The organism is Microbacterium sp. 22296 (assembly GCF_052045385.1).
GTDB lineage: Bacteria > Actinomycetota > Actinomycetes > Actinomycetales > Microbacteriaceae > Microbacterium.
Window position 1 is genome coordinate 136,149 of the sequence record NZ_JBQEOS010000001.1, and the last position, 18,883, is coordinate 155,031.

Genomic DNA, 18,883 nt, shown 5'->3' on the forward strand with positions numbered 1-18,883 from the left:
GGGCGGGGGCGGCCCAGGAGCTGCGCGGCGATCATGGGCCACTGCGCGTCGTCGCGGCGTCGGGTGGCGTCGAGGCAGGCGAGGCACGCGGTTCGGCCGGGGACGACGACGGGACCGATGGTCGCACCGCCCGCGTCGAGCGTGAGGGGGATGTGCGTCACGTCGTCGCTGAGCAGCACGGCCGCGCGCCGCGGGTCGACGCGGTGGGCGGCCAGAAGCACCACGTGCGCGCCGGTCGGCACGCGGTGTCCTGCCGGTCCGGCCCAGGGGGTCACGCTCGTGCGCGCCGGGAGGGCAGCGAGGACGGCCCGAACGGCACGCGCCGGCAGATCGTCGACGACCTGCAGAGCGATCGGCGCCTGTCGCCTGCTCGACGCGATCGCCGGCGCCACCGCGTCGAGCAGGGCGTCGCCGTCGCCGTCGGCCGCGCCGTGGAGGCGCGCGAGACCGCGCACCTCGGCCCGCGTCGTGCCGGCCGCGAGGGCTGCGACCACGACGTCGACCCACCGACCGGCGAAGGGGGTGCGCGCCAGCTCGGGCGCGCCGAACTGCACGCGGCCGTCATCACGCCAGAGGGGGAGAGCGGAGGGATCGAGTCGGATCATGGCCCGATCCTGACGAGCCCATCGACCCCGGATGCCGCTGTCCCCACCCGCGGCCGCACTTCCCGGCGTGGGGAGGAGCCGTACCCCGGCCGGCGTCCGAGGTGATCGGCAGCGCCCTCATCCCGGCCGTGCATCGGCGTGGGCCACAGGCCGTAACGACCGCGCCCGGGGCGGACAGCACGTCTCATCCCCGGGCGCGTTCGAGCGCGAGAGCCCTACACCGGCCGCTGGTCGCCCGGCGCGGAGTCGTCGTCGGGCCGCTCGTCGGTCGACGTCGGCGCGGCGCCCGCGTCATCGGCATCCGTTGCCGTGTCGTCGGTTCGGCCACCCCCGGCCTCCTCGGCCAGCAGCTGCGCGAGCGCGTCGTCCATGGCATCCGAGGGAGCCGCCTCGCCGCGGGAGGCGGCGGTGAGCCGCGCGATGAGGGCGGCGGGATCGTCGATGTCGTCGGCGGTGGGCATGAGGTCGGGGTAGTCCCACAGCGCGTCGCGCCCCTCGACGCCGACCGCGTCGGTCACCTGGCGCCACATCGCGGCGGCTTCGCGCATGCGGCGGGGACGCAGCTCGAGGCCGACGAGCGAGCCGAGCGCCTGCTCGGCGGGGCCACCGACCGCTCGGCGTCGACGAACGGCCTCGGCGATGCGCACGGCGGACGGAAGGCGCGAGGTCGCGTCCTCGGTGACGACGTCGACCCAGCCCTCGATCGTGGCGAGCAGGTTCTCGAGGCGCGTGAGGGCCGCGGTCTGCTCCTCGGAGCGCTCGGGCAGCAGCGCTCCGCTCTCGAGCGCGCCGCGCAGCTCTTCCGGCTGCGACGGGTCGAAGCGCGAAGCGAGTTCTTCGAGGGCGTCGGTGTCGACGCGGATGCCGTGCGCGAAATCCCGCACCTGCGAGATGACGTGCAGCCGCAGCCAGCGCGCGTGACGGAACAGCCGGGCGTGCGCCAGCTCGCGCGTCGCGAGGTACAGCGCCAGCTGGTCGTCGGGGATCTCGAGATCACGGCCGAAGTCGGCGAAGTTCTGCGGCAGGATCGCCGCCTCGCCGTCGGGCATGACCGGGATGCCGACGTCGCCGCCGCCGACGACCTCGGTCGACAGCCGCCCGACGACGTGACCGAGCTGCGTGGCGAAGAGCGACCCGCCCACGGTGCGCATGAGGCGCCCCGCTCCGGCGATCATCTCCTGCATGTCATCGGGTGCCTGCTGACCGAGCGCCGTGGTCAGCGCATCGGCGATGCTCGTGGCGACGGGCTCGGCGAGCTCCTGCCACACCGGGAGCGTCGCGGTGACCCAGGCGCCGCGGGTGACGGCGCGAGGCGGTCGCGGCAGGTCGGAGATGGTCGTCGCCTCACCCAGCCACAGTCCCGCGAGGGTGAAGGCCTGGTCCAGGTCGTTGCGCTGACCCGTGGTCACGCCCAATCCGTCCTGGTTGGCGATGTGCAGGGCCTGGCGCTCGGCCAGGCTCCAGTCGACGCCCTCCTGAGTACCCGCGAACGCGCCCTGCAGCTGATTCATGACCTGCTGCAGCATGGCGGGGTCGATCTGCATGCCCGACAGGCGGGAGAGCTGCTCGGGGTCGATCCCGCTGGTGTCGCCCGACATCAGGCGACGCATCAGCTCCTGGAACTCCTCCTCGGGGCTCCGGTCGTCGGGCCCGCGGTTCTCGTCTGCCATTTCGGCCGCCTTTCAGCCAGGTCTGGGGGAACGAGTCCTACGCTAGTCGCACGCTTCCCCGCATCTGCCGGCCCGGCCCCGCGCCGCTTACGCCGCACGCGAACGACCCGGCAAAGGACCCCCACCGTGACCCTGTTCGATGAGAACGTCGCCGTCGTGCCGGCGCCCCGCGAACGGTGGAGTCGCCGCACCGTCACCGGTGTGTGGGCGCTCAGCATCGCGTCGCTCGTTCTGCTCGCCCTCACGTTCCTGCCCTCGGCATACGTCATCCAGCAGCCCGGTCCGGTCTTCGACACCTTGGGCACCTCGAAGAACGCCGACGGACAGGACGTCCCGCTCATCACGGTGCCGGACGAGGACGACACGACCTCGACCGGACAGCTCGACCTGCTGACGGTGCAGGTGAGCGGTAATCGCGAGCGCACCCCCTCGTGGCTCGAGCTCGCCGGGGCGTGGTTCGACCGCTCCCGCGCCGTCGTGCCCATCGACCGCATCTTCCCCGCGGGTCAGAGCACCGAGCAGCGCAACAACGAGAACGCCGCCCTGATGACCGACTCGCAGAACGAGGCGAGCGCTGCCGCCCTCCGCGAGCTCGGATACGACGTTCCCGCGGAGATCACCGTGATGACCATCGACGAAGCCGGAGCGTCGGCGGGTCGGCTGCAGCAGAACGACGTCATCACCTCGGTCGACGGCGCGGCCGTCACGAGCGTCGAGGCGATCCGCTCGAAGGTCCAGGATGCCGCGGGCGGCCCGGTCACCGTCGGCTTCGAGCGCGACGGCATCCCCGGTTCCACGCAGGTCACCCCGCGCGAGACGACGGCGGACGGTCAGACGCAGTACCTTCTGGGCGTCGGCCTCGGCATCTCGTTCGATCTCCCCGTCGACGTCACGATCCAGCTGAACGACGTGGGCGGCCCGAGCGCGGGGATGATGTTCGCGCTCGGCATCATCGACAAGATGTCGCCGGGCGACCTGACCGGCGGGGTGCACTACGCCGGCACCGGCACGATCGACGCCGACGGCAACGTCGGACCGATCGGTGGCATCCGTCAGAAGCTCTACGGGGCAAAGGATGCCGGCGCGACGATGTTCCTCGCTCCCGAGGCGAACTGCAACGAGGTCGTCGGCCACGTGCCCGACGGTCTGCGCGTGTTCTCCACGTCGACCCTCGAGCAGTCGCTGACGGTGCTGGAGACGGTGCGCGACGGGGGCGATCTCGACGCCCTGCCCACGTGTGGCTCGGGATCGTAGCATTCACGGCATACCCCGAGAAGGCCGCGCCTAGGATGAAGGGGTGACCACGACCTCAGTGCCGAACCAGGCCACGCCCCCGAACCGCTCCCGACGGATCGTCTCCATCACACTGGCGGTGATCGCGGCGCTCGTCGTGGCGTTCTTCGTCTTCGCCAACCTGTATTCCGACTGGCTGTGGTTCTCGCAGCTGGGCTTCACCGGCGTGCTCACCACGCAGTGGATCGGCCGCAGTGTGATGTTCGTCGTCGGCTTCCTGGCCATGGCGGTGCCGGTGTGGGGCGTCATCCAACTCGCTTACCGCTTGCGTCCCGTGTACGCGCGCCTCAACTCGCAGCTCGACCGCTACCAGGAGGTCGTGGAGCCGCTCCGCCGCCTCGCCATGTGGGGCATCCCGATCTTCTTCGGGTTCTTCGCCGGCTTCGCCGCATCCGCCCAGTGGGAGACCACCTGGCTCTGGGTCAATGGCGTCGCGACTTCCGTCACCGACCCGCAGTTCGGGCTCGACACCGGGTTCTACCTGTTCGCGATGCCCTTCTACACCGCCGCCCTCGGGTTCGCCTCGGCCGTCGTGCTGGTGTGCCTGCTGCTGACGGGCGTCGTGTCGTACCTCTACGGTTCCGTGCGTGTCGGCCAGCGCGAGTTGCGCATCTCCAAGGCCGCGCGCATCCAGCTCGCCATCCTCGCCGGTCTGTATCTGCTGCTGCAGGGTGCGAGCCTGTGGCTCGACCGCTTCCGCACGCTCGTCGAGCCGTCGGAGCGCATCACAGGCCCCGGCTACGTGGCGGCGAACGCCGTCATCCCCGGCCAGACGATCCTCGCGATCGCCGCAGTGATCGTCGCGCTGGCGTTCTTCGTTACGGCGTTCCTGGGCCGCTGGCGCTACCCCCTCATCGGTACGGCACTGCTCGTGGTCTCGGCCGTCGTCGTGGGCGCGGCCATCCCGTGGGCGGTCACCACCTTCCAGGTGCGCCCGAACGAGCTCACCCTCGAGAGCCAGTACTACCAGCGCAACCTCGACGGCACGAAGGCCGCCTACGGCATCGACAACGTCGAGAAGGAGAACTTCCAGGCCACGACCGAGGCCGAGGCCGGCCAGTTGCGCAACGACGCGGAGTCCACCGCGCAGCTGCGCATCATGGACCCCGCCATCATCGGACCGACCGTGCGTCAGCTCGAGCAGTACCGCGCGTATTACCAGTTCACGAACCCGCTCGACGTCGACCGGTACACGATCGACGGCCAGACGCAGGACACCGTGGTGTCGCTGCGCGAGCTGAACATCGGTCAGCTCGGCGATGCCGCTTCGTGGCAGAACACCACCCTCGTCTACACCCACGGGTACGGCATGGTGGCGGCCGCCGGTAACGAGCGCACGGCCGACGGCGACCCGGTGTTCCTCGAGCAGGCCATCCCCGGCACGGGCTTCCTCACCGACCTGCAGTACCAGCCGCGCGTCTACTTCGGCGAGCAGTCGCCGACGTACTCGATCGTCGGTGCGCCCGAGGGCACGGATCCCATCGAGCTCGACTACCCGCTCGGCGCGGATGGCGGCACCGAGACCCGCACCACGTTCGACGGCGACGGCGGCCCCAGCGTGGGCAACGTCTTCAACCGTCTCATCTACGCGCTGAAGTTCCAGTCGGAGCAGATCCTTTTCTCGGACAGCGTGAACGATTCGTCGCAGATCCTCTACGACCGCGACCCCAAGACGCGCGTCCAGAAGGCGGCGCCCTACCTGACGCTCGACAGCGACCCGTATCCGACGGTCGTCGACGGGCGCATCAAGTGGGTCATCGACGGCTACACCACGAGCGCGAACTACCCGTACTCGACCGGTGTCTCGCTCTCGCGCGCGATCGCCGACTCGAACAACCCGGCCCCGACCTACGCGCTGGATGACATCAACTACATCCGCAACTCGGTCAAGGCCACGGTCGACGCGTACGACGGCTCCGTCGACCTGTACGCGTGGGACGACGAGGATCCGCTGCTGAAGGCCTGGCAGAACATCTACCCGACCTCGCTCCAGCCGTGGAGCGCCATGTCGGCCGACCTCATGAGCCACGTGCGCTACCCGACCGACCTCATGAAGGTGCAGCGCTCCATGCTCGGCGTCTACCACGTCGACGACGCTGTGTCGTTCTACCGTCAGGACAACCGCTGGACCACCCCGAACGACCCGCAGGACCCGGCGACCTTCCAGCCGCCGTACTACCTGACGATGAAGATGCCGAGCCAGGACGAACCGTCGTACTCGATGTTCACGAGCTTCATCCCGGCGTCCCAGGGTGGACAGGCACGAAACGTGCTCACCGGTTATCTCGCGGTGGATTCCAACGCCGGAGACCAGGCGGGATCGAAACGCGACGACTACGGACGCCTCAGGATGCTCGTGATCGATGCGGCCACCACGGTGCCCGGACCCGGTCAGGTGCAGAACACCTTCGACTCCGATACCGCCGTGTCGTCGCAGATCAACATCCTGCAGCAGGGGCAATCGGAGGTGCTGAACGGCAATCTGCTGACCCTCCCGGTCGGCGGCGGTCTGCTCTACGTGCAGCCGGTGTTCGTGCAGTCGTCCGGTGACACGCAGTTGCCGCAGTTGCGACGCGTGCTGGTGGCGTTCGGTAACGAGATCGCATTCGAGAACACGCTGAGCGAGGCCCTCGACACCCTGTTCGGCGGTGATTCCGGCGCCAACACGGGCGACGAGACCGTCACCCCGGTCGACCAGGGCCAGGGCGGAGGCACCGGCGGTACCGGTGGCGGGACCACCGTGCCGGCCGCCGACTACGCCGCGGCGCTGCAGGAAGCGGGCAATGCTCTCACCGCCCGACAGGCCGCGCTGACCAGCGGCGATCTCGCGGCGTTCGCCGAGCAGGACGCCCGCCTCACGGCAGCGGTTCAGCGTCTGCTGGCGCTCGAGGCGGAGGGACAGGGCGGCGAGGCCACCCCGACCCCGACCCCCGAGGCCACGCCGGCGGGCTGACCACCCTCACCACGACGCCGGCGCTCCGCATCCGCGGGGCGCCGGCGTCGTCGTTGCGCGCAGCGGGTGGCGGTCCCTTCGACAGGCTCAGGGACCTGGGTTCGGGCCGCGGTGGGGGTGGCTGAGCTCGTCGAGCCGCCGGACGGCGTGGGGCGCGTGCGCGCAGCGGGTGTCGGTCCCTTCGACAGGCTCAGGGACCTGGGTTCGGGCCGTGGTGGGGGTGCTGAGCTCGTCGAAGCCGCCGGACGGCGTGGGGCGCGTGCGCGCAGCGGGTGTCGGTCGCTTCGACAGGCTCAGGGACCTGGGTTCGGGCCGTGGTGGAGGTGGCTGAGCCCGTCGAAGCCACCGGACGGCGTGCGGCGCGTGCGCGCAGCGGGTGTCGGTCCCTTCGACGGGCTCAGGGACCTGGGTTCGGGCCGCGGTGGGGGTGGCTGAGCTCGTCGAGCCGCCGGACGGCGTGGGGCGCGTGCGCGCAGCGGGTGTCGGTCCCTTCGACAGGCTCCGGGACCTGGGTTCGGACCGCGGTGGGGGTGGCTGAGCTCGTCGAAGCACCGGACGGCGTGGGGCGCGTGCGCGCAGCGGGTGTCGGTCGCTTCGACAGGCTCCGGGACCTGGGTTCGGGCCGTGGTGGGGGTGGCTGAGCTCGTCGAAGCCACCGGGACCGGTGAGGGCCGTGCGACCCCGCGCTACGCGCTCAAGAACCACCACCAGATCAACAGCATCGTCGTGCCGAAGCCGGCGATCTGGTTCAACCAGAGGAAGCGGTTCCACCCGGCTGTGGCGCGGTCGCTGTCGGCATCCGTCACGTTCCGGTACGGCCAGCACACCACCAGGTAGGGGATCACGAGCACGGCGGCCAGCGGTCCCGGCCAGGCCGTGAAGAGCATCGCCACCCCGGCGAGGGCGTAGGCCGAGAGCGCGAAGCGCACGGTCCAGCGCGCCCCGCGGGCGGTGGCGATCGATGAGATGTCGGCGGCGCGATCGGCCTCGACGTCTTGCACGGCGCCGAAGGCGTGCGAGGCGACACCCCACAGCGCGAACGCGACGAACACGAAGACGAGCTGCCACGTCCACTCCGCCCCGGCGAGCACGAGGCCGTACACCGCGGGAGAGAAGAAGTGGATGCTGCTGGTCATCGAGTCGAGGAACGGACGCTCCTTCAGCCGCAGCGGCGGCGCGGAGTAGAACACGACGAAGAAGAGGCTCAGCGCCAGGACCAGCCACGACAGCGGCGACCCCACGATGACCAGGTACACCACGAACGGCACGCACGACAGCGCCGACGCCCACAGCGTCACCGGGTGCATGCGCTTGTCGAGCACGGCGCCGTGCGCACCGCCCTTACGCGGGTTGCGCAGGTCGGACTCGTAGTCGAACACGTCGTTCACGCCGTACATCGCGAGGTTGTACGGCACGAGGAAGAACAGGATGCCGACGATCAGCGGCGCGTCGATCTGCCGGGTCGTCAGCAGGTAGGCGGCGGCGAAGGGGAAGGCCGTGTTGATCCAGCTCACCGGGCGCGACGAGACGAACAGCTCCCGCACGACGCGGCCGGGGGTGAGTGCGGGCAGGGTCATGCGGCATCCTTCGACGAGGTGTGGGGCGAGAGCAGCGTGAACACCGCGGGCAGAAGGAAGGCGGCGCACACCGGGTAGGCGAAGTCCTCGATCGGCGCGAGTCCGAGCTTGAGTCCGCTGAGGTGTTCCTGCGGGTAGGAGAAGAGGTCCGCCGCGATCATCAGGTTGTCGAACACGAGGGTGAGAGCGACGAGCACGAGGGCCGTCAGGGCCGAGGATCTCAAGCGCTCCCGGAAGCGCGGGCGCGTCCGCGTCGCGAAGGTGACGACGATGGTCAGCATCACGAAGGGCAGCACGATGAGCGGGTACGTCACGCGGGTCGTCCCTCCGAGTCGGCACGGCCCGCGTCGCCCGAGTCACGGGCGGCATCCGTCGAGGCGACCTCGGCGTGGCGTGCGGCGCCGCGGGCGCGGGCGCGCCGCTCGAACACCGCGAACATCACCACCGTCAGGTAGCTGAGGAAGAGGAGGAAGAACACTTCCTCGAGCGGAAGATGCGGCGCGAGCATGACACCGACGAACAGCGGACTTTCGCCCTTGACGAAGACGCCGGTGGCGATGCCGACGAGATCCCACGCGAGGAAGAACGCCGTCCCCGCCAGCACCGTCGCCACCGTGCGCCAGGGAGCGACCCGCAGCGCGAGCGAGTACTTCCCGTCGATCATCATCATGCCGATCAACGAGAAGAGGATCGCGCCGAGGTAGATCCCGGGCACCTCAGACCGCCGCGCGCGCGGGTTCCGCCAGGGGACCGGCCGTGGTGTCGCCGGTCATGCGCTTGACGACCAGCTCGGCCGAGATGAGGCACATCGGTAGACCGATGCCCGGCAGCACGGACGTCCCCGCGTAGAAGAGGTTCTTCACCTTGCGCGAACGGTTCTTCGGGCGGAAGATCGCGCTCTGCGTCAGCGTGTGCGCGAGCCCCAGCGAGTTGCCGTGCCAGGCGTGCAGGTCTTCTGCGAAGTCCTCAGGGGCGATGGTCTTGCGCACGACGATGCGGTCGGCGAGATCCGGGATGCCGGTCCACTCGGCGATCTGGGCGATCACCCGGTCGGCGGCCTTCTCGATCCGCTCATCACCGGCGCCGGAGACACCGCCGCGCCCGCTGTCGGGATCGGCGGGGACGGGGACGAGCACGAAGAGGTTCTCGTGTCCTTCGGGGGCCACGGAGTCGTCGGACGCACTCGGGCGGCAGATGTAGATCGACGCGGGATCGGGAATCATCTTGTTCTCGCCGAAGATCGCATCGAAGTTCGTGTGCCAGTCGTCGGTGAACAGCAACGTGTGGTGGGTGAGTTGGGGCAGCTCGCCCTTCACCCCGAGCAGCAGCAGCAGCGCGCCGGGGCTGGGGACCTTGTCCTTCCACCACTTCTCGGGGTACTGGCGGTCCTTCTCTTCGAGCAAGTCGTTCTCGGTGTGATGGAGGTCGGCACCCGAGACCACGGCATCCGCCGAGATGACCCGTCCGTCGGCCAGGCGCACGCCGCGGGCGGTACCCGACTCGGTGATGATGGCATCCACGGGAGACGAGGTCTCGATGCGCACCCCGCGCTCGCGCGCGAGCTTCTCGATCGCCTTGATGATCTCGGTCATGCCGCCCTTGGGGTACAGCACGCCGTCGCCCAGGTCGAGGTGGCTCATCAGGTGGTACAGGCTCGGCACCTCGAACGGGGAGCCGCCGAGGAACACCGCCGGGTAGGCGAGGATCTGCTGCAGGCGGGTGTTCGTGAAGTCGCTGGTGACGCGGCTCCACAGCGTCCGCGTGAGCAGCGGGATCAGTGTCGGGAGGCGTTTGATGAGCGCCGGGTCGCGCAGCCCCTTCGTCGAGGAGTACGGGTCGTACAGGAACTTCGACGTCGACAGCTCGTACGCGTCTTTCGCGGAGTCGAGGTAGGCGTCGATGTTGTCGCCCGAGCCGGGCTCGTGCTCCTCGAACAGCGCGCGCACGGCCTCTCGTCCCGAGACGATGTCGATCGGCTCGCCCTTTCCGGGGGGACCGTAGACGCGGTACGCCGGATCGAGGCGCACCAGGTCGAGCTGCTCCGCGGCGCTGGTGCCCAGCAGCTGGAAGAAGTGGTCGAACACCTCGGGCATGAGGTACCAGCTCGGGCCGGTGTCGAAGCGGAACCCGTCGCTCTCCCACGAACCGGCGCGCCCCCCCAGGGCGTCGCGGGCCTCGAACAGCTGGACGTCGTGCCCGCGGTCCGCGAGGAGGGCTGCCGTGCCGAGTCCGGCGATTCCGCCTCCGACGACGACGATGCGCTGGGCGCTCATGAGCGGGAACCTTTCGGAGGACGCCCCAGGAGGGCGCGAGCGGCGAGGGTGGCTTTGACACCGTCGGGGACACGGACGCGGGGGGCGCCGGCGGGGGAGGAGCGGAGGCGGCGCGACAGCTCCGCGAAGAGGTCGTGCGCGGTGGTCACCGCGGCCCGGCAGTCGGGCGGGAGGTGCGGGATGACGGATGCCGCGGCGGCAAGGTCGGCGTCGATGCGGTCGAGCACGGCGGTGCGCCGCTCGTCGTCGGCCGCGCCGTCGAGATAGTCGCGGCCGAGGCGGTCGGCGTCGTCGGCGAGATCGCGCAGGAAGTTCACGTCCTGGAACGCCGCGCCCAGACGCCGGGCGCCGTCGACGAGGTCGGCCGCGGGGCGGGCGGGGGCCGACATGCCGGCGTTGAGGAACACCTGCAGGCACATCAGTCCGACGACCTCCGCCGAGCCGTAGACGTACGCGTCGTGCGACAGGTCGTCGTGGGCGGCGGTGTCGATGTCGGTGCGCATCGAGGCGAAGAACGGGGCGATCAGGTCGGCGCCGATGCCGCATTCGCGGGCGGTGCGGGCGAAGGCGTGCACGACGAGGTTGGCGCTGAACCCGGAGGCGATGGCATCCATCACCTCGTTCTCGAGCCCGTCGAGCACCGCGCGTTCGCGCTCGGGAGAGAGGCCGGCGTCGTGGGCGGGACCGTCGACGATCTCGTCGGCGACGCGCACCAGGGCGTAGATGTTCCGCACGTGCGGGCGGGGCCGGGCGCCGAGCAGCCGGGTCGCTACGCCGAACGAGGTGGAATACCGATTGATGACGGCGGCCGCGGCGTCGTCGGCCGTCTGCGAATAGAGCTCGAGTCCCGTGTGGGCGGTGCTCACGGAACGCGCTCCGCCACGGTGTCGACGAGCTCGAGCAGCATGGCCTTGCACGCCGAGGGCAGCAGGGCACCCTCGACGATCATCGTGGCCTCTTCGAGCGTCTCGTAGACCATGCGCTCGAGAGCTTTGCGCGCGCCGGATGCCGACAGCGCGGCTTGAGCTGCGCGGATGGCGACCGGGCCGGTGTGGGCCTGCGCCAGCGCGAGGCTCACCTCGGGCCAGTCCGCGGTCTCACGGGCGAGCGAGATGAGGTGCGTCTTCTTCGCCTCGCGCAGGTCGCAGCCCTCGTCCTTGCCGGAGACGGCGGGGGTGCCGAAGGCGCCGATGAGGTCGTCGATGAGCTGGTAGGCGAGTCCCAGACGTTCGCCGAAGCGTTCGAGGGCATGCAGGGAGGCTTCGCTCGCGCCGGCCATGACGGCACCGGCCTGCAGGGGCGCCGAGAACGAGTAGACGGCGGTCTTGTCACGCGTGGCCTTGAGCACGGTCATGGCATCGACGTCGCCCGCGGAGACGGCGTTCTCGACGTCGGCGAGCTCGCCGGCGGCCGAGACGATCACGGCATCCTCGACGAGACGCATCAGTTCGGCGCGCATGCCCGCCGGCACGTCGGCCAGGGCGACGAGGCGACCCGCCTCGTGCAGGAGCATGTCGCCGGCGAGGATGCCCGCGGCGTTTCCGAGCAGGGCGGCACCGTCTTCGTCGGCGCCCTTCTCGAGACCGCGCTGGCGGAACTCGCCTCCGATGTTCGGGATGCCGCGGCGCTCGAGGTCGTGGTCGATGACGTCGTCGTGGACGACGAAGGCGGTGTGCAGCAGTTCGAAGGCCGCGGCGACCTGCCAGAGCGCAGACAGCGCGACGGCGTCGCCGTCGAGGGTGTCGTAGGCGGCGGCGACGAGCAGCGGCCGGAACCGCTTTCCCCCGGTGGCCGCGCGACGGATGGCGGATGCAAGGGCACGCGCTCCCTCGCCCAGCGGCACGACGCGGTACTCGAGGCGTTCGAGCGCCGTCTCGATCGCGTCTTCGATCTCTTGCCGAGCGGTGGGCGCGGAGGGGACGGCGACGATCACGATGCTCTCCTCACGGCGGGCAGGGCCTCGAACAGGTGCAGTTGCCGGGCCTGCATCACGAGCCACGGGCTGAAGGCCCAGGGGGTGGCGCTGATGGACGCGGCGAGATCGAGGGGGTCGACCCAGCGGTACTCGGCGACCTCGTCGGGATGGGGCTGCGGGTCCTCGTCGGTGCGGGCCACATAGACGGGGCAGATCTCGTGCTCGACGATGCCGCTGGCATCGACGGCCCGATAACGGAAGTGGGGAAGGGCGAGTTCGAGATCGCGCACGCGGAGCCCGACCTCGAAGCCGGCGCGGCGATGAACGGCCGCGATCATGGGTTCGCCGGGCGCGGGGTGCCCGCAGAACGAGTTCGTCCACACACCCGGCCACGTCTTCTTGTGCAGGGCGCGTCGGGTGACCAGCACCTGACCGTCGCCGTTGACGACATGACACGAGAACGCGAGGTGCAACGGGGTGTCGGTATCGTGCACGCTCGCCTTGGGCGCCGTGCCGATCTCTCCTCCGAAGTCGTCCAGAAGGACGACATACTCGGTCTCGCTCATCGTGCCTCCTGTTTGCTAGTTTAGCTAGCGATGTGAGCCTGACTATACCCAGGCGGAAAGGGGGTGTCCACCGTGACCAGCCCCGTGTCGACCTCTGGTAATCGACCCCGCGTGACCCAGTCGCTGCGCGCCATCCAGACGCTGAGCGATGCCCTCGATCGCATGCACAGCGGCATGAAGGGCGACATGGACATGAATGCCAGCGACCTCGCGACGCTGCGCATGCTGACCATCCGCGAGCATCGCGGGCAGATGGTGAGTCCGCACGATGTCGCCACTCATCTGCGCATCTCGACGGCCTCCACCACCAAGCTCATCGACCGCCTGGTGGCGTCGGGCCACCTCGAGCGTCGCCCGCACCCCTCCGACGGTCGCGCCCGCGTGGTCGTGCTCACCGACAAGTCGCGACGGGAGTTCTTCCAGCACTTCGGCGTCCATCTCGTCGCCATGCGCGAGATCGCCGACCGTTTCGACGACACCCAGCTCGCCACCGTCACGCGCTTCATGGACGAGCTCACCGAGGCCATCACGACCGACGACTGACGGGGCGCCCTGCGCGACCCCCTACCGCCGCCCCACCGGCCCCCGCGCCACGCGCACGCCGACGTCGTCGAACCCCTCCCGCGGACGCCCTCCCCGACGAGCGGTCGCCCGCACCAGAGCCGGGGCGTCCGACCAGCCTCCGCCCCGGAACGAGCGGGCGTCTCCGGCGCCGTCGGGGTCGTAGGCGTCCATGCACCACTCCCAGACGTTGCCGAGCGTGTCGAACAAGCCATGCAGATTGGGCAGGCGCGCGCCGACCTCCGACGGATGACCCACTCCGTCAGCGGCCGTCCATGCCACGTCGCGCACGGGTCCGTAGGCGGCGGAAACCGATCCGGCGCGGCACGCGTACTCCCACTCGTCGTCGGTGGGGAGGCGGAAACCGTCGGCCTCGGCATCCCCGTCGACGACCTCGCCGTCGAAGGAATACACCGGGTCGAGCCCCTCCCACTCGCTCAGCGCATTGCACAGTCGGATGGCGCGCAGCCAACTCACGTCGACGGCCGGGCGTCTCGGGTGGCGGGAAGGGATGCCGAGCAGCTCAGCGAGCTGTTCCTCGGTGACGGGGTAGACGCCGATCTCGAACGCCTCGACGACGATCTCCCGGCGCTCGGCTCCGCGCAGGTCTCCCCGCAGCACACGGCCGGCGGGGATCTTCGCCATCTCGACGTCGGTCAATGTTCGTCACCACTCACAGGTCAGGGGGCCTCGACAGCGGGACGGGGCCCGCGACGGCTCACTGAACCAGGGTGACGCACATCCCCGGCGCGTGAGGCCGGGGTGACAGCGGCGACTTTTCGTGTAGTGCTCAGGAAAGAACGAGGTCCGCCGTCGATCGCAGCCCCGCGCCGTCGGCCGGACGCGCCGCGGAGACGAGGGACGAGAAGTCGCCGGTGTCGAGGTCGGCGTGCTCGTGCGCGGCAGAGCAGTAGGACCTCTGCCCACGCCATACGGCACGACTGGGACGGAGGGTCGATCCACAGGTCTCGCAGCAGACGACGGTGCTGCCGAACACGACCGTGTTCACACCGTCTCGTACGCGCTTCAACACGTTGTTCATGTGGCTCTCCTCTTGACCGGCCCGACGCCCCGCGATATCCGTGACGGAGCGGGTCCCAGGAGCGACGTTACGGGCGCGTTACGCGCGGAGGGAGCGGCTTGGGGATTTCCTCGGGGGATCTTGCGATACGGTCGCTTTCCTTCAGAGAACCCTGCGCCGACGTCGATGTCGCGATCCTCACGGCGGGCGCAACCTCCCGCGATCGGCGTCCGAAGCCTCCGACCGCTTACGCCAGCTGCACCATCCACAGGTCGCTGTCGCCGGTGATGAACAGACGTGTCTCGTCGGCGTCGAAGGTGCAATTGCTCGCGACGTGGGGGGTGGGGATGACGCCCAGGCGCCGCCCCGTGTCGTCGACGATGACGATGCCCGCCTCGCTCGAGATCCAGAGCCAGTCGCGGCTGTCGACGGCGAAACCATCGGGGATGCCGGCATCCACTCCCGCGAAGAACCGCGGCGATCCGAGCGTCTCGCCGTCCCAGTCGCAGGCCACGACGCGGGGGAGCCCCTCGGCGTTCGATTCGGCGACGTAGAGCGTGCGCTCGTCGCGGCTGAAGGCCAGACCGTTGGGCTGGTCGAGATCGATCATGCGCTGGAGGCCTTCGCCCTCCTGCCAGCGGTAGACACTCTGGTGGGGGAGCGCGGGATCGGCGGGATAGCCTTCGCGCGGATCGGAGATGCCGTAGGTGGGGTCGGTGAACCAGATCGCCCCGTCGGATGCCACCACGAGATCGTTCGGCGAGTTCAGCGGTTCGCCCTCGAACGCGTCGACGAGCAACGTCGTGCCGTCGGCATCGGTCCGGCTGACTCCGCGGCGACCGTGCTCGGCCTGGACCAGCCGGCCCTCGGCATCCATGGCGTTGCCGTTGGCGAAATGCGACCGATCGCGCACGGTGACGATGCTGCCGTCCTCGCGCCACGCGAGCGTGCGGCGGCCGATCACGTCGCTGAACACCAGCGAACGCTCCTCCGGCCACCAGACGGGGCCCTCGGCCCAGGTGGCGTCGGCGTAGAGCGAGAGCAGCCGCGAGGTCGGTGGGAGGACGGCGGCGAGACGGTCGTCCCAGACGCGCGGCGAGGCGACCTCGACCTGCTCCGGGGAACGCGGGTGCTGGAGGATCTGGCCGTCGATGGGGAGAGGCATGGTCCCAGTCAATCCGGTCGGTCCTGGCGCGAAGAGCGGCTTGACGAGCTCAGCCGAACGGATGCGGTGTCGGGGCGCCGGGGGAGGAGGCGAACTGCACGAGCATCTGCCAGCAGGGCTCGTCGCCCACGGTGCCCGAGAGATGTCCGCGGTCGCCGGCGATCTCGTCGGTGTCGAGGTCCTGCCCGAAATGGATGTCTCCCGGACCCATCTCGACCCGCGCGCCATCCTGCGTCGCAAGGAACCAGCGCCCGCGCAGCGGAACGACCCACTGAGGATGAGGAGACGGATGCCAATCCCCGACCCAGCCGACCGGCAGCACCGCGAACAGCACGGCCGTCACCTCACCCGGGAAAGGACGCATCCACTGCGGATCCGCCCCGCCTCCGACGCTCTGCAAGCCGAAGCCGCGCAGGAGCGACTCGTCGAGGCGGCTCCGGCCGTCGAGCCCCGTCCACATGTGCACGAAAGGCAGCGTCGGCGGGCTGTCGGGGTCGCGGCCGTCGTTATCGAGAGGGGCGGTGGTGGTCGTCTGCATGCGACGAGTCAACCCGCGCGGCGGCTCACGGACGGAGGGTTGACGGCCGGGCCGCCCGACACACGTCGAAGGGCGCCGCCGACTTCCGTCGGCGACGCCCTCGAGAGACGCGTGGCGCGTCAGGCCTTGCTGCGGCGGTTACGGCGGGCCGTCGCGGCGACGGCGACGGTCGCGCCGGCGAGGACGAGGGCGCCACCGCCGACCCAGAAGCCGAGGAGCGAGTTCGCGTCCATACCCGTCACTGCCAGCGAGTCGCTCCCGCCGGAGGTGCCCCCGGCGCTCGTTCCGCTGCCGACGCTGGTGCCGCCGCCGACGACGCCGGTCGACGTGGTGGGGCTACCGTCAGCCGCGGTGCCTGCGGCGGTCAGGAGGTAGGTGCCGACCTGGGGCTCGGGGAGCGTGATGACAGCGGTCGCAGAGCCCGACGCATCCGCGAACTTCGTGACGGAGGCCGATGTCACGGCGAGACCGGCGGTCGCGATGTTCGAGCTGGTCACTCCGACGCCGGTGAGGGTGAACGACACGGGGCTTCCCGGCAGGTAGCCGGCGAAGCCCTGGGGCCCATCCTCGGTGATCTCGCGAGACTGGGTCCCCGGGGCGGTGGGGACGTAAGTCTGCGCCTGTACGGCAACCGGCGCTGCGAGAAGCAGCGCGCCAGCGAGCGCGGCCGTAGCGCCGACCTTTGCAAAATTGAGCTTCATGAATGCCTGCTTTCGAATCCGGGGTACCGGAGAGAGGTGGTCCGCGCTCGTGCTATCCGGCAACGACGTAAGGGGAGGACAACGGTGAAGCGGGTCTTTATAAGACATTCTGAGTATTGCCTAGGTACATTCCCAATGCAAACTGGGAGTGGTTTCCGGCACGTTAAATGTCACTGTACGGAACATTCTTGGGGTTCCTCGCGTCCGCACTACCCCAGAGTCGCGCTGGACGAGGAGATGCATCTCGCCTGGACGGCGGTCGGGAGCGACGCGTCCGCGGTCGGTGTGATGAGAGCCTCAGCCTCCGACGCCCCGGAATCCGATTCGACGGTGATCACGACCGTGTCTGTCGCTTGCGGACCGAGTGTCGAACCGAAGGTCAGCACGTCTCGTCCGTCGAACGATCCCTCCGTCGGACCTGTGCCGCTCGTGGTTGTCGCCGAGGCCAATCTCCACCCCTCCGGTAGGAAGATGTTGCTGACCACGGTCGCGGCGCCGGGCGCGGTCCCGAAAGCCCCATTTCCCGTGACGTATTTCGGCAGGCTGGTTGCGGCGTCCGTGGGTGCCGTGTTCGTCAAGGTCATCGTGACGGTGAGCTGACGGTCCTGGGCACTGCACGGGCCCCACGTGAGTGTCACGATCGGTCGAACGTAGAAGCTCATCTTGGACCCCGTCCCGTCGTTGAGATACACGCCGAAACGAGCGGTGTCTGAGTCCGTGGTCGGAATGGCGCCGGCGAGGGTTGTGCCATCGATGAGAGCTCTTTGCGTCGGATCTGCCGACCACAGGAGGATGCGACGTTCTTCGGTCGCGCGCGCAAGGGCAGTCACCAGACCGGTCGCGGACCCCCGTCCGTCCAGGAGAGCGGAGAAGACAGCGCCGGTTGCGCCGGCGAAGAAGGCATCTTGTGCAGCAGGCTCGGGGTAGCGCTGGTACACATCGTTCAGCAGAACGGACACGGCGCTGGAAGATGTCAGAGACTCCCCGTCCGGGAGAGCGACCGGTCCCGTGGCCTTCAGGAGGTAGGAAAGGGTCACCGGGTCGATTGCGATGACCCCGTCGACGTCGACTCCCGTCTGCTCGCGATACATCTCCTTCGCCAGCGGGCCGTCCACGGAGAAGTCGGGGATCTCCGTCAGGTTATGGAAGAACCGCGCAGGACGGGATCCATAGATCTCCCGCACGTCATCCGGCAGTTGCGCGGCGGGCGCCCTGATCCCGCGTGACAGCTCTGTGGCGGACCGCGTGTCGATGAGCGATATCACGCCCCCGTCGGTCCGCAGGAGAATCGCGGTGCCGGTGATGCCACCGAGAGAACGCCACTCGGCGTTGTTCTGGACGAGGACGAGGTACGAGCGCGGACCGTCGTCGCCCAGCATGGCGGGGAGGAGCTTCGTGGCCCGTGCGAGCGCGTCGATGGCGGCGGACGACCGGGTGAACAACGCGTCGGCTCGATCGACTGCTGAGCCGACCGAGTTGATCAGGGGGGTACGGTCGAGGCTCTGAACGGCGGATGCTGCGCGACCCGATGCGTCAGCCGCACGTTGCGCCGTCGGCTCGAGCTCGACCAAAGACGCTGTATCGAACCGGCCGCCGCTCGGCCGCAGATCGTCGAGGGAAGTATCCTGCGCGACCGCCGCCAGAGGCAGTAACGCATCGGTGAGAAGCTGATCTGACGAGGCGGCGATGGTGCGGAAGGCGGACAGTTGTGGGCCCAACCACGGTGTCCGTTCGGCCAGGGACCAGATCCCGTCAGACGTGAGTTCGTGGGCGCCTCGAGCCTCGGTCGCGATGTTCTCAAGGGCAGGCCCCGCGAGGGACGGGTCCGCCGCGAACTCCGCTGATACGTCGGAAACCGACGCCTCTACACGAGTCAGATGTTCATATGCCAGCGCGCCTCGCACCCCGACCCACACGATGATGAAGCAGGCGACGACGGACAAGGCCGCCAGAACCCAGGTGGCGAGTCTTCCTGCGTGGTGCAGCCGCGGCGGAAGGATTCGGGAGCTCAATCGGCGAGCGTCCGTTCCGCGATCCGCCAGCGT

17 protein-coding genes are annotated in these 18,883 nt (G+C 69.6%); 3 read left to right on the forward strand and 14 right to left on the reverse strand.

Features of this window, described 5'->3' with window-relative positions; all coding sequences use genetic code 11:
- Nucleotides 1-820: 820 nt before the first annotated feature.
- Entirely contained in the window at nucleotides 821-2,275 is a 1,455-nt protein-coding gene (locus tag ACTJJP_RS00630; protein WP_440773134.1) for a zinc-dependent metalloprotease, read from the reverse strand.
- Nucleotides 2,276-2,401: 126 nt separating this feature from the next.
- Between ACTJJP_RS00630 and ACTJJP_RS00635 the strand changes: the two genes are divergently transcribed.
- Nucleotides 2,402-3,529, forward strand: a complete 1,128-nt coding sequence (locus ACTJJP_RS00635; protein ID WP_440773135.1) for a YlbL family protein — start codon at nucleotides 2,402-2,404, stop codon at nucleotides 3,527-3,529.
- Nucleotides 3,530-3,572: 43 nt separating this feature from the next.
- Complete coding sequence (locus ACTJJP_RS00640; RefSeq protein WP_440773136.1) at nucleotides 3,573-6,521, forward strand: UPF0182 family membrane protein; 2,949 nt, start codon at nucleotides 3,573-3,575, stop codon at nucleotides 6,519-6,521.
- Nucleotides 6,522-7,207: 686 nt separating this feature from the next.
- Here the strand turns inward: ACTJJP_RS00640 and ACTJJP_RS00645 are convergent.
- The 7 genes from ACTJJP_RS00645 to idi are packed head-to-tail and all read right to left on the reverse strand — an operon-like array spanning nucleotide 7,208 to nucleotide 12,852.
- Nucleotides 7,208-8,098, reverse strand: a complete 891-nt coding sequence (locus ACTJJP_RS00645) for a prenyltransferase (protein ID WP_440773137.1) — start codon at nucleotides 8,096-8,098, stop codon at nucleotides 7,208-7,210.
- Nucleotides 8,095-8,412 (reverse strand): lycopene cyclase domain-containing protein, encoded by a 318-nt coding sequence (locus ACTJJP_RS00650; protein WP_440773138.1) that lies wholly within the window; start codon nucleotides 8,410-8,412, stop codon nucleotides 8,095-8,097. The genes ACTJJP_RS00645 and ACTJJP_RS00650 overlap by 4 nt, the downstream gene beginning before the upstream one ends.
- Nucleotides 8,409-8,813 carry a lycopene cyclase domain-containing protein gene (locus ACTJJP_RS00655; RefSeq protein WP_440773139.1) on the reverse strand — a complete coding sequence of 135 codons (405 nt, stop codon included), beginning with the start codon at nucleotides 8,811-8,813 and terminating at the stop codon, nucleotides 8,409-8,411. Before ACTJJP_RS00655 ends, ACTJJP_RS00650 begins: the two co-directional genes overlap by 4 nt.
- 1 nt (nucleotide 8,814) lies before the next feature.
- Complete coding sequence (gene crtI / locus ACTJJP_RS00660; protein WP_440773140.1) at nucleotides 8,815-10,371, reverse strand: phytoene desaturase family protein; 1,557 nt, start codon at nucleotides 10,369-10,371, stop codon at nucleotides 8,815-8,817.
- Nucleotides 10,368-11,237 carry a phytoene/squalene synthase family protein gene (locus ACTJJP_RS00665; RefSeq protein ID WP_440773141.1) on the reverse strand — a complete coding sequence of 290 codons (870 nt, stop codon included), beginning with the start codon at nucleotides 11,235-11,237 and terminating at the stop codon, nucleotides 10,368-10,370. The genes crtI and ACTJJP_RS00665 overlap by 4 nt, the downstream gene beginning before the upstream one ends.
- Nucleotides 11,234-12,304, reverse strand: coding sequence for a polyprenyl synthetase family protein (locus tag ACTJJP_RS00670; RefSeq protein WP_440773142.1), 1,071 nt, complete (start codon nucleotides 12,302-12,304; stop codon nucleotides 11,234-11,236). The genes ACTJJP_RS00665 and ACTJJP_RS00670 overlap by 4 nt, the downstream gene beginning before the upstream one ends.
- Nucleotides 12,301-12,852, reverse strand: a complete 552-nt coding sequence (gene idi, locus ACTJJP_RS00675; RefSeq protein WP_440773143.1) for an isopentenyl-diphosphate Delta-isomerase — start codon at nucleotides 12,850-12,852, stop codon at nucleotides 12,301-12,303. The genes ACTJJP_RS00670 and idi overlap by 4 nt, the downstream gene beginning before the upstream one ends.
- A gap of 111 nt (nucleotides 12,853-12,963) precedes the next feature.
- On the opposite strand from idi, the gene ACTJJP_RS00680 reads away from it, so the two are divergent.
- The gene (locus ACTJJP_RS00680; protein WP_440773144.1) at nucleotides 12,964-13,395 is read left to right on the forward strand and encodes a MarR family winged helix-turn-helix transcriptional regulator; all 432 of its coding nucleotides are present in this window, start codon (nucleotides 12,964-12,966) and stop codon (nucleotides 13,393-13,395) included.
- 21 nt (nucleotides 13,396-13,416) lie between these two features.
- On the opposite strand, the gene ACTJJP_RS00685 is transcribed toward ACTJJP_RS00680, so the two are convergent.
- The 6 genes from ACTJJP_RS00685 to ACTJJP_RS00710 all read right to left on the reverse strand — a co-directional run bounded on the left by ACTJJP_RS00685 (nucleotide 13,417) and on the right by ACTJJP_RS00710 (nucleotide 18,781).
- Entirely contained in the window at nucleotides 13,417-14,073 is a 657-nt protein-coding gene (locus ACTJJP_RS00685) for a formylglycine-generating enzyme family protein (RefSeq protein WP_440773145.1), read from the reverse strand.
- 130 nt (nucleotides 14,074-14,203) lie between these two features.
- Nucleotides 14,204-14,455, reverse strand: a complete 252-nt coding sequence (locus ACTJJP_RS00690) for a hypothetical protein (RefSeq protein WP_440773146.1) — start codon at nucleotides 14,453-14,455, stop codon at nucleotides 14,204-14,206.
- Between the two features lie 226 nt (nucleotides 14,456-14,681).
- A complete protein-coding gene (locus ACTJJP_RS00695) occupies nucleotides 14,682-15,599 on the reverse strand; it encodes an SMP-30/gluconolactonase/LRE family protein (protein ID WP_440773147.1) in 918 nt (305 codons plus the stop codon).
- 49 nt (nucleotides 15,600-15,648) lie between these two features.
- Nucleotides 15,649-16,137, reverse strand: a complete 489-nt coding sequence (locus tag ACTJJP_RS00700; RefSeq protein ID WP_440773148.1) for a hypothetical protein — start codon at nucleotides 16,135-16,137, stop codon at nucleotides 15,649-15,651.
- Nucleotides 16,138-16,256: 119 nt separating this feature from the next.
- Nucleotides 16,257-16,838, reverse strand: coding sequence for a hypothetical protein (locus ACTJJP_RS00705; RefSeq protein WP_440773149.1), 582 nt, complete (start codon nucleotides 16,836-16,838; stop codon nucleotides 16,257-16,259).
- A gap of 209 nt (nucleotides 16,839-17,047) precedes the next feature.
- The gene (locus tag ACTJJP_RS00710) at nucleotides 17,048-18,781 is read right to left on the reverse strand and encodes a DUF4012 domain-containing protein (protein WP_440773150.1); all 1,734 of its coding nucleotides are present in this window, start codon (nucleotides 18,779-18,781) and stop codon (nucleotides 17,048-17,050) included.
- Nucleotides 18,782-18,883 lie beyond the last annotated feature (102 nt).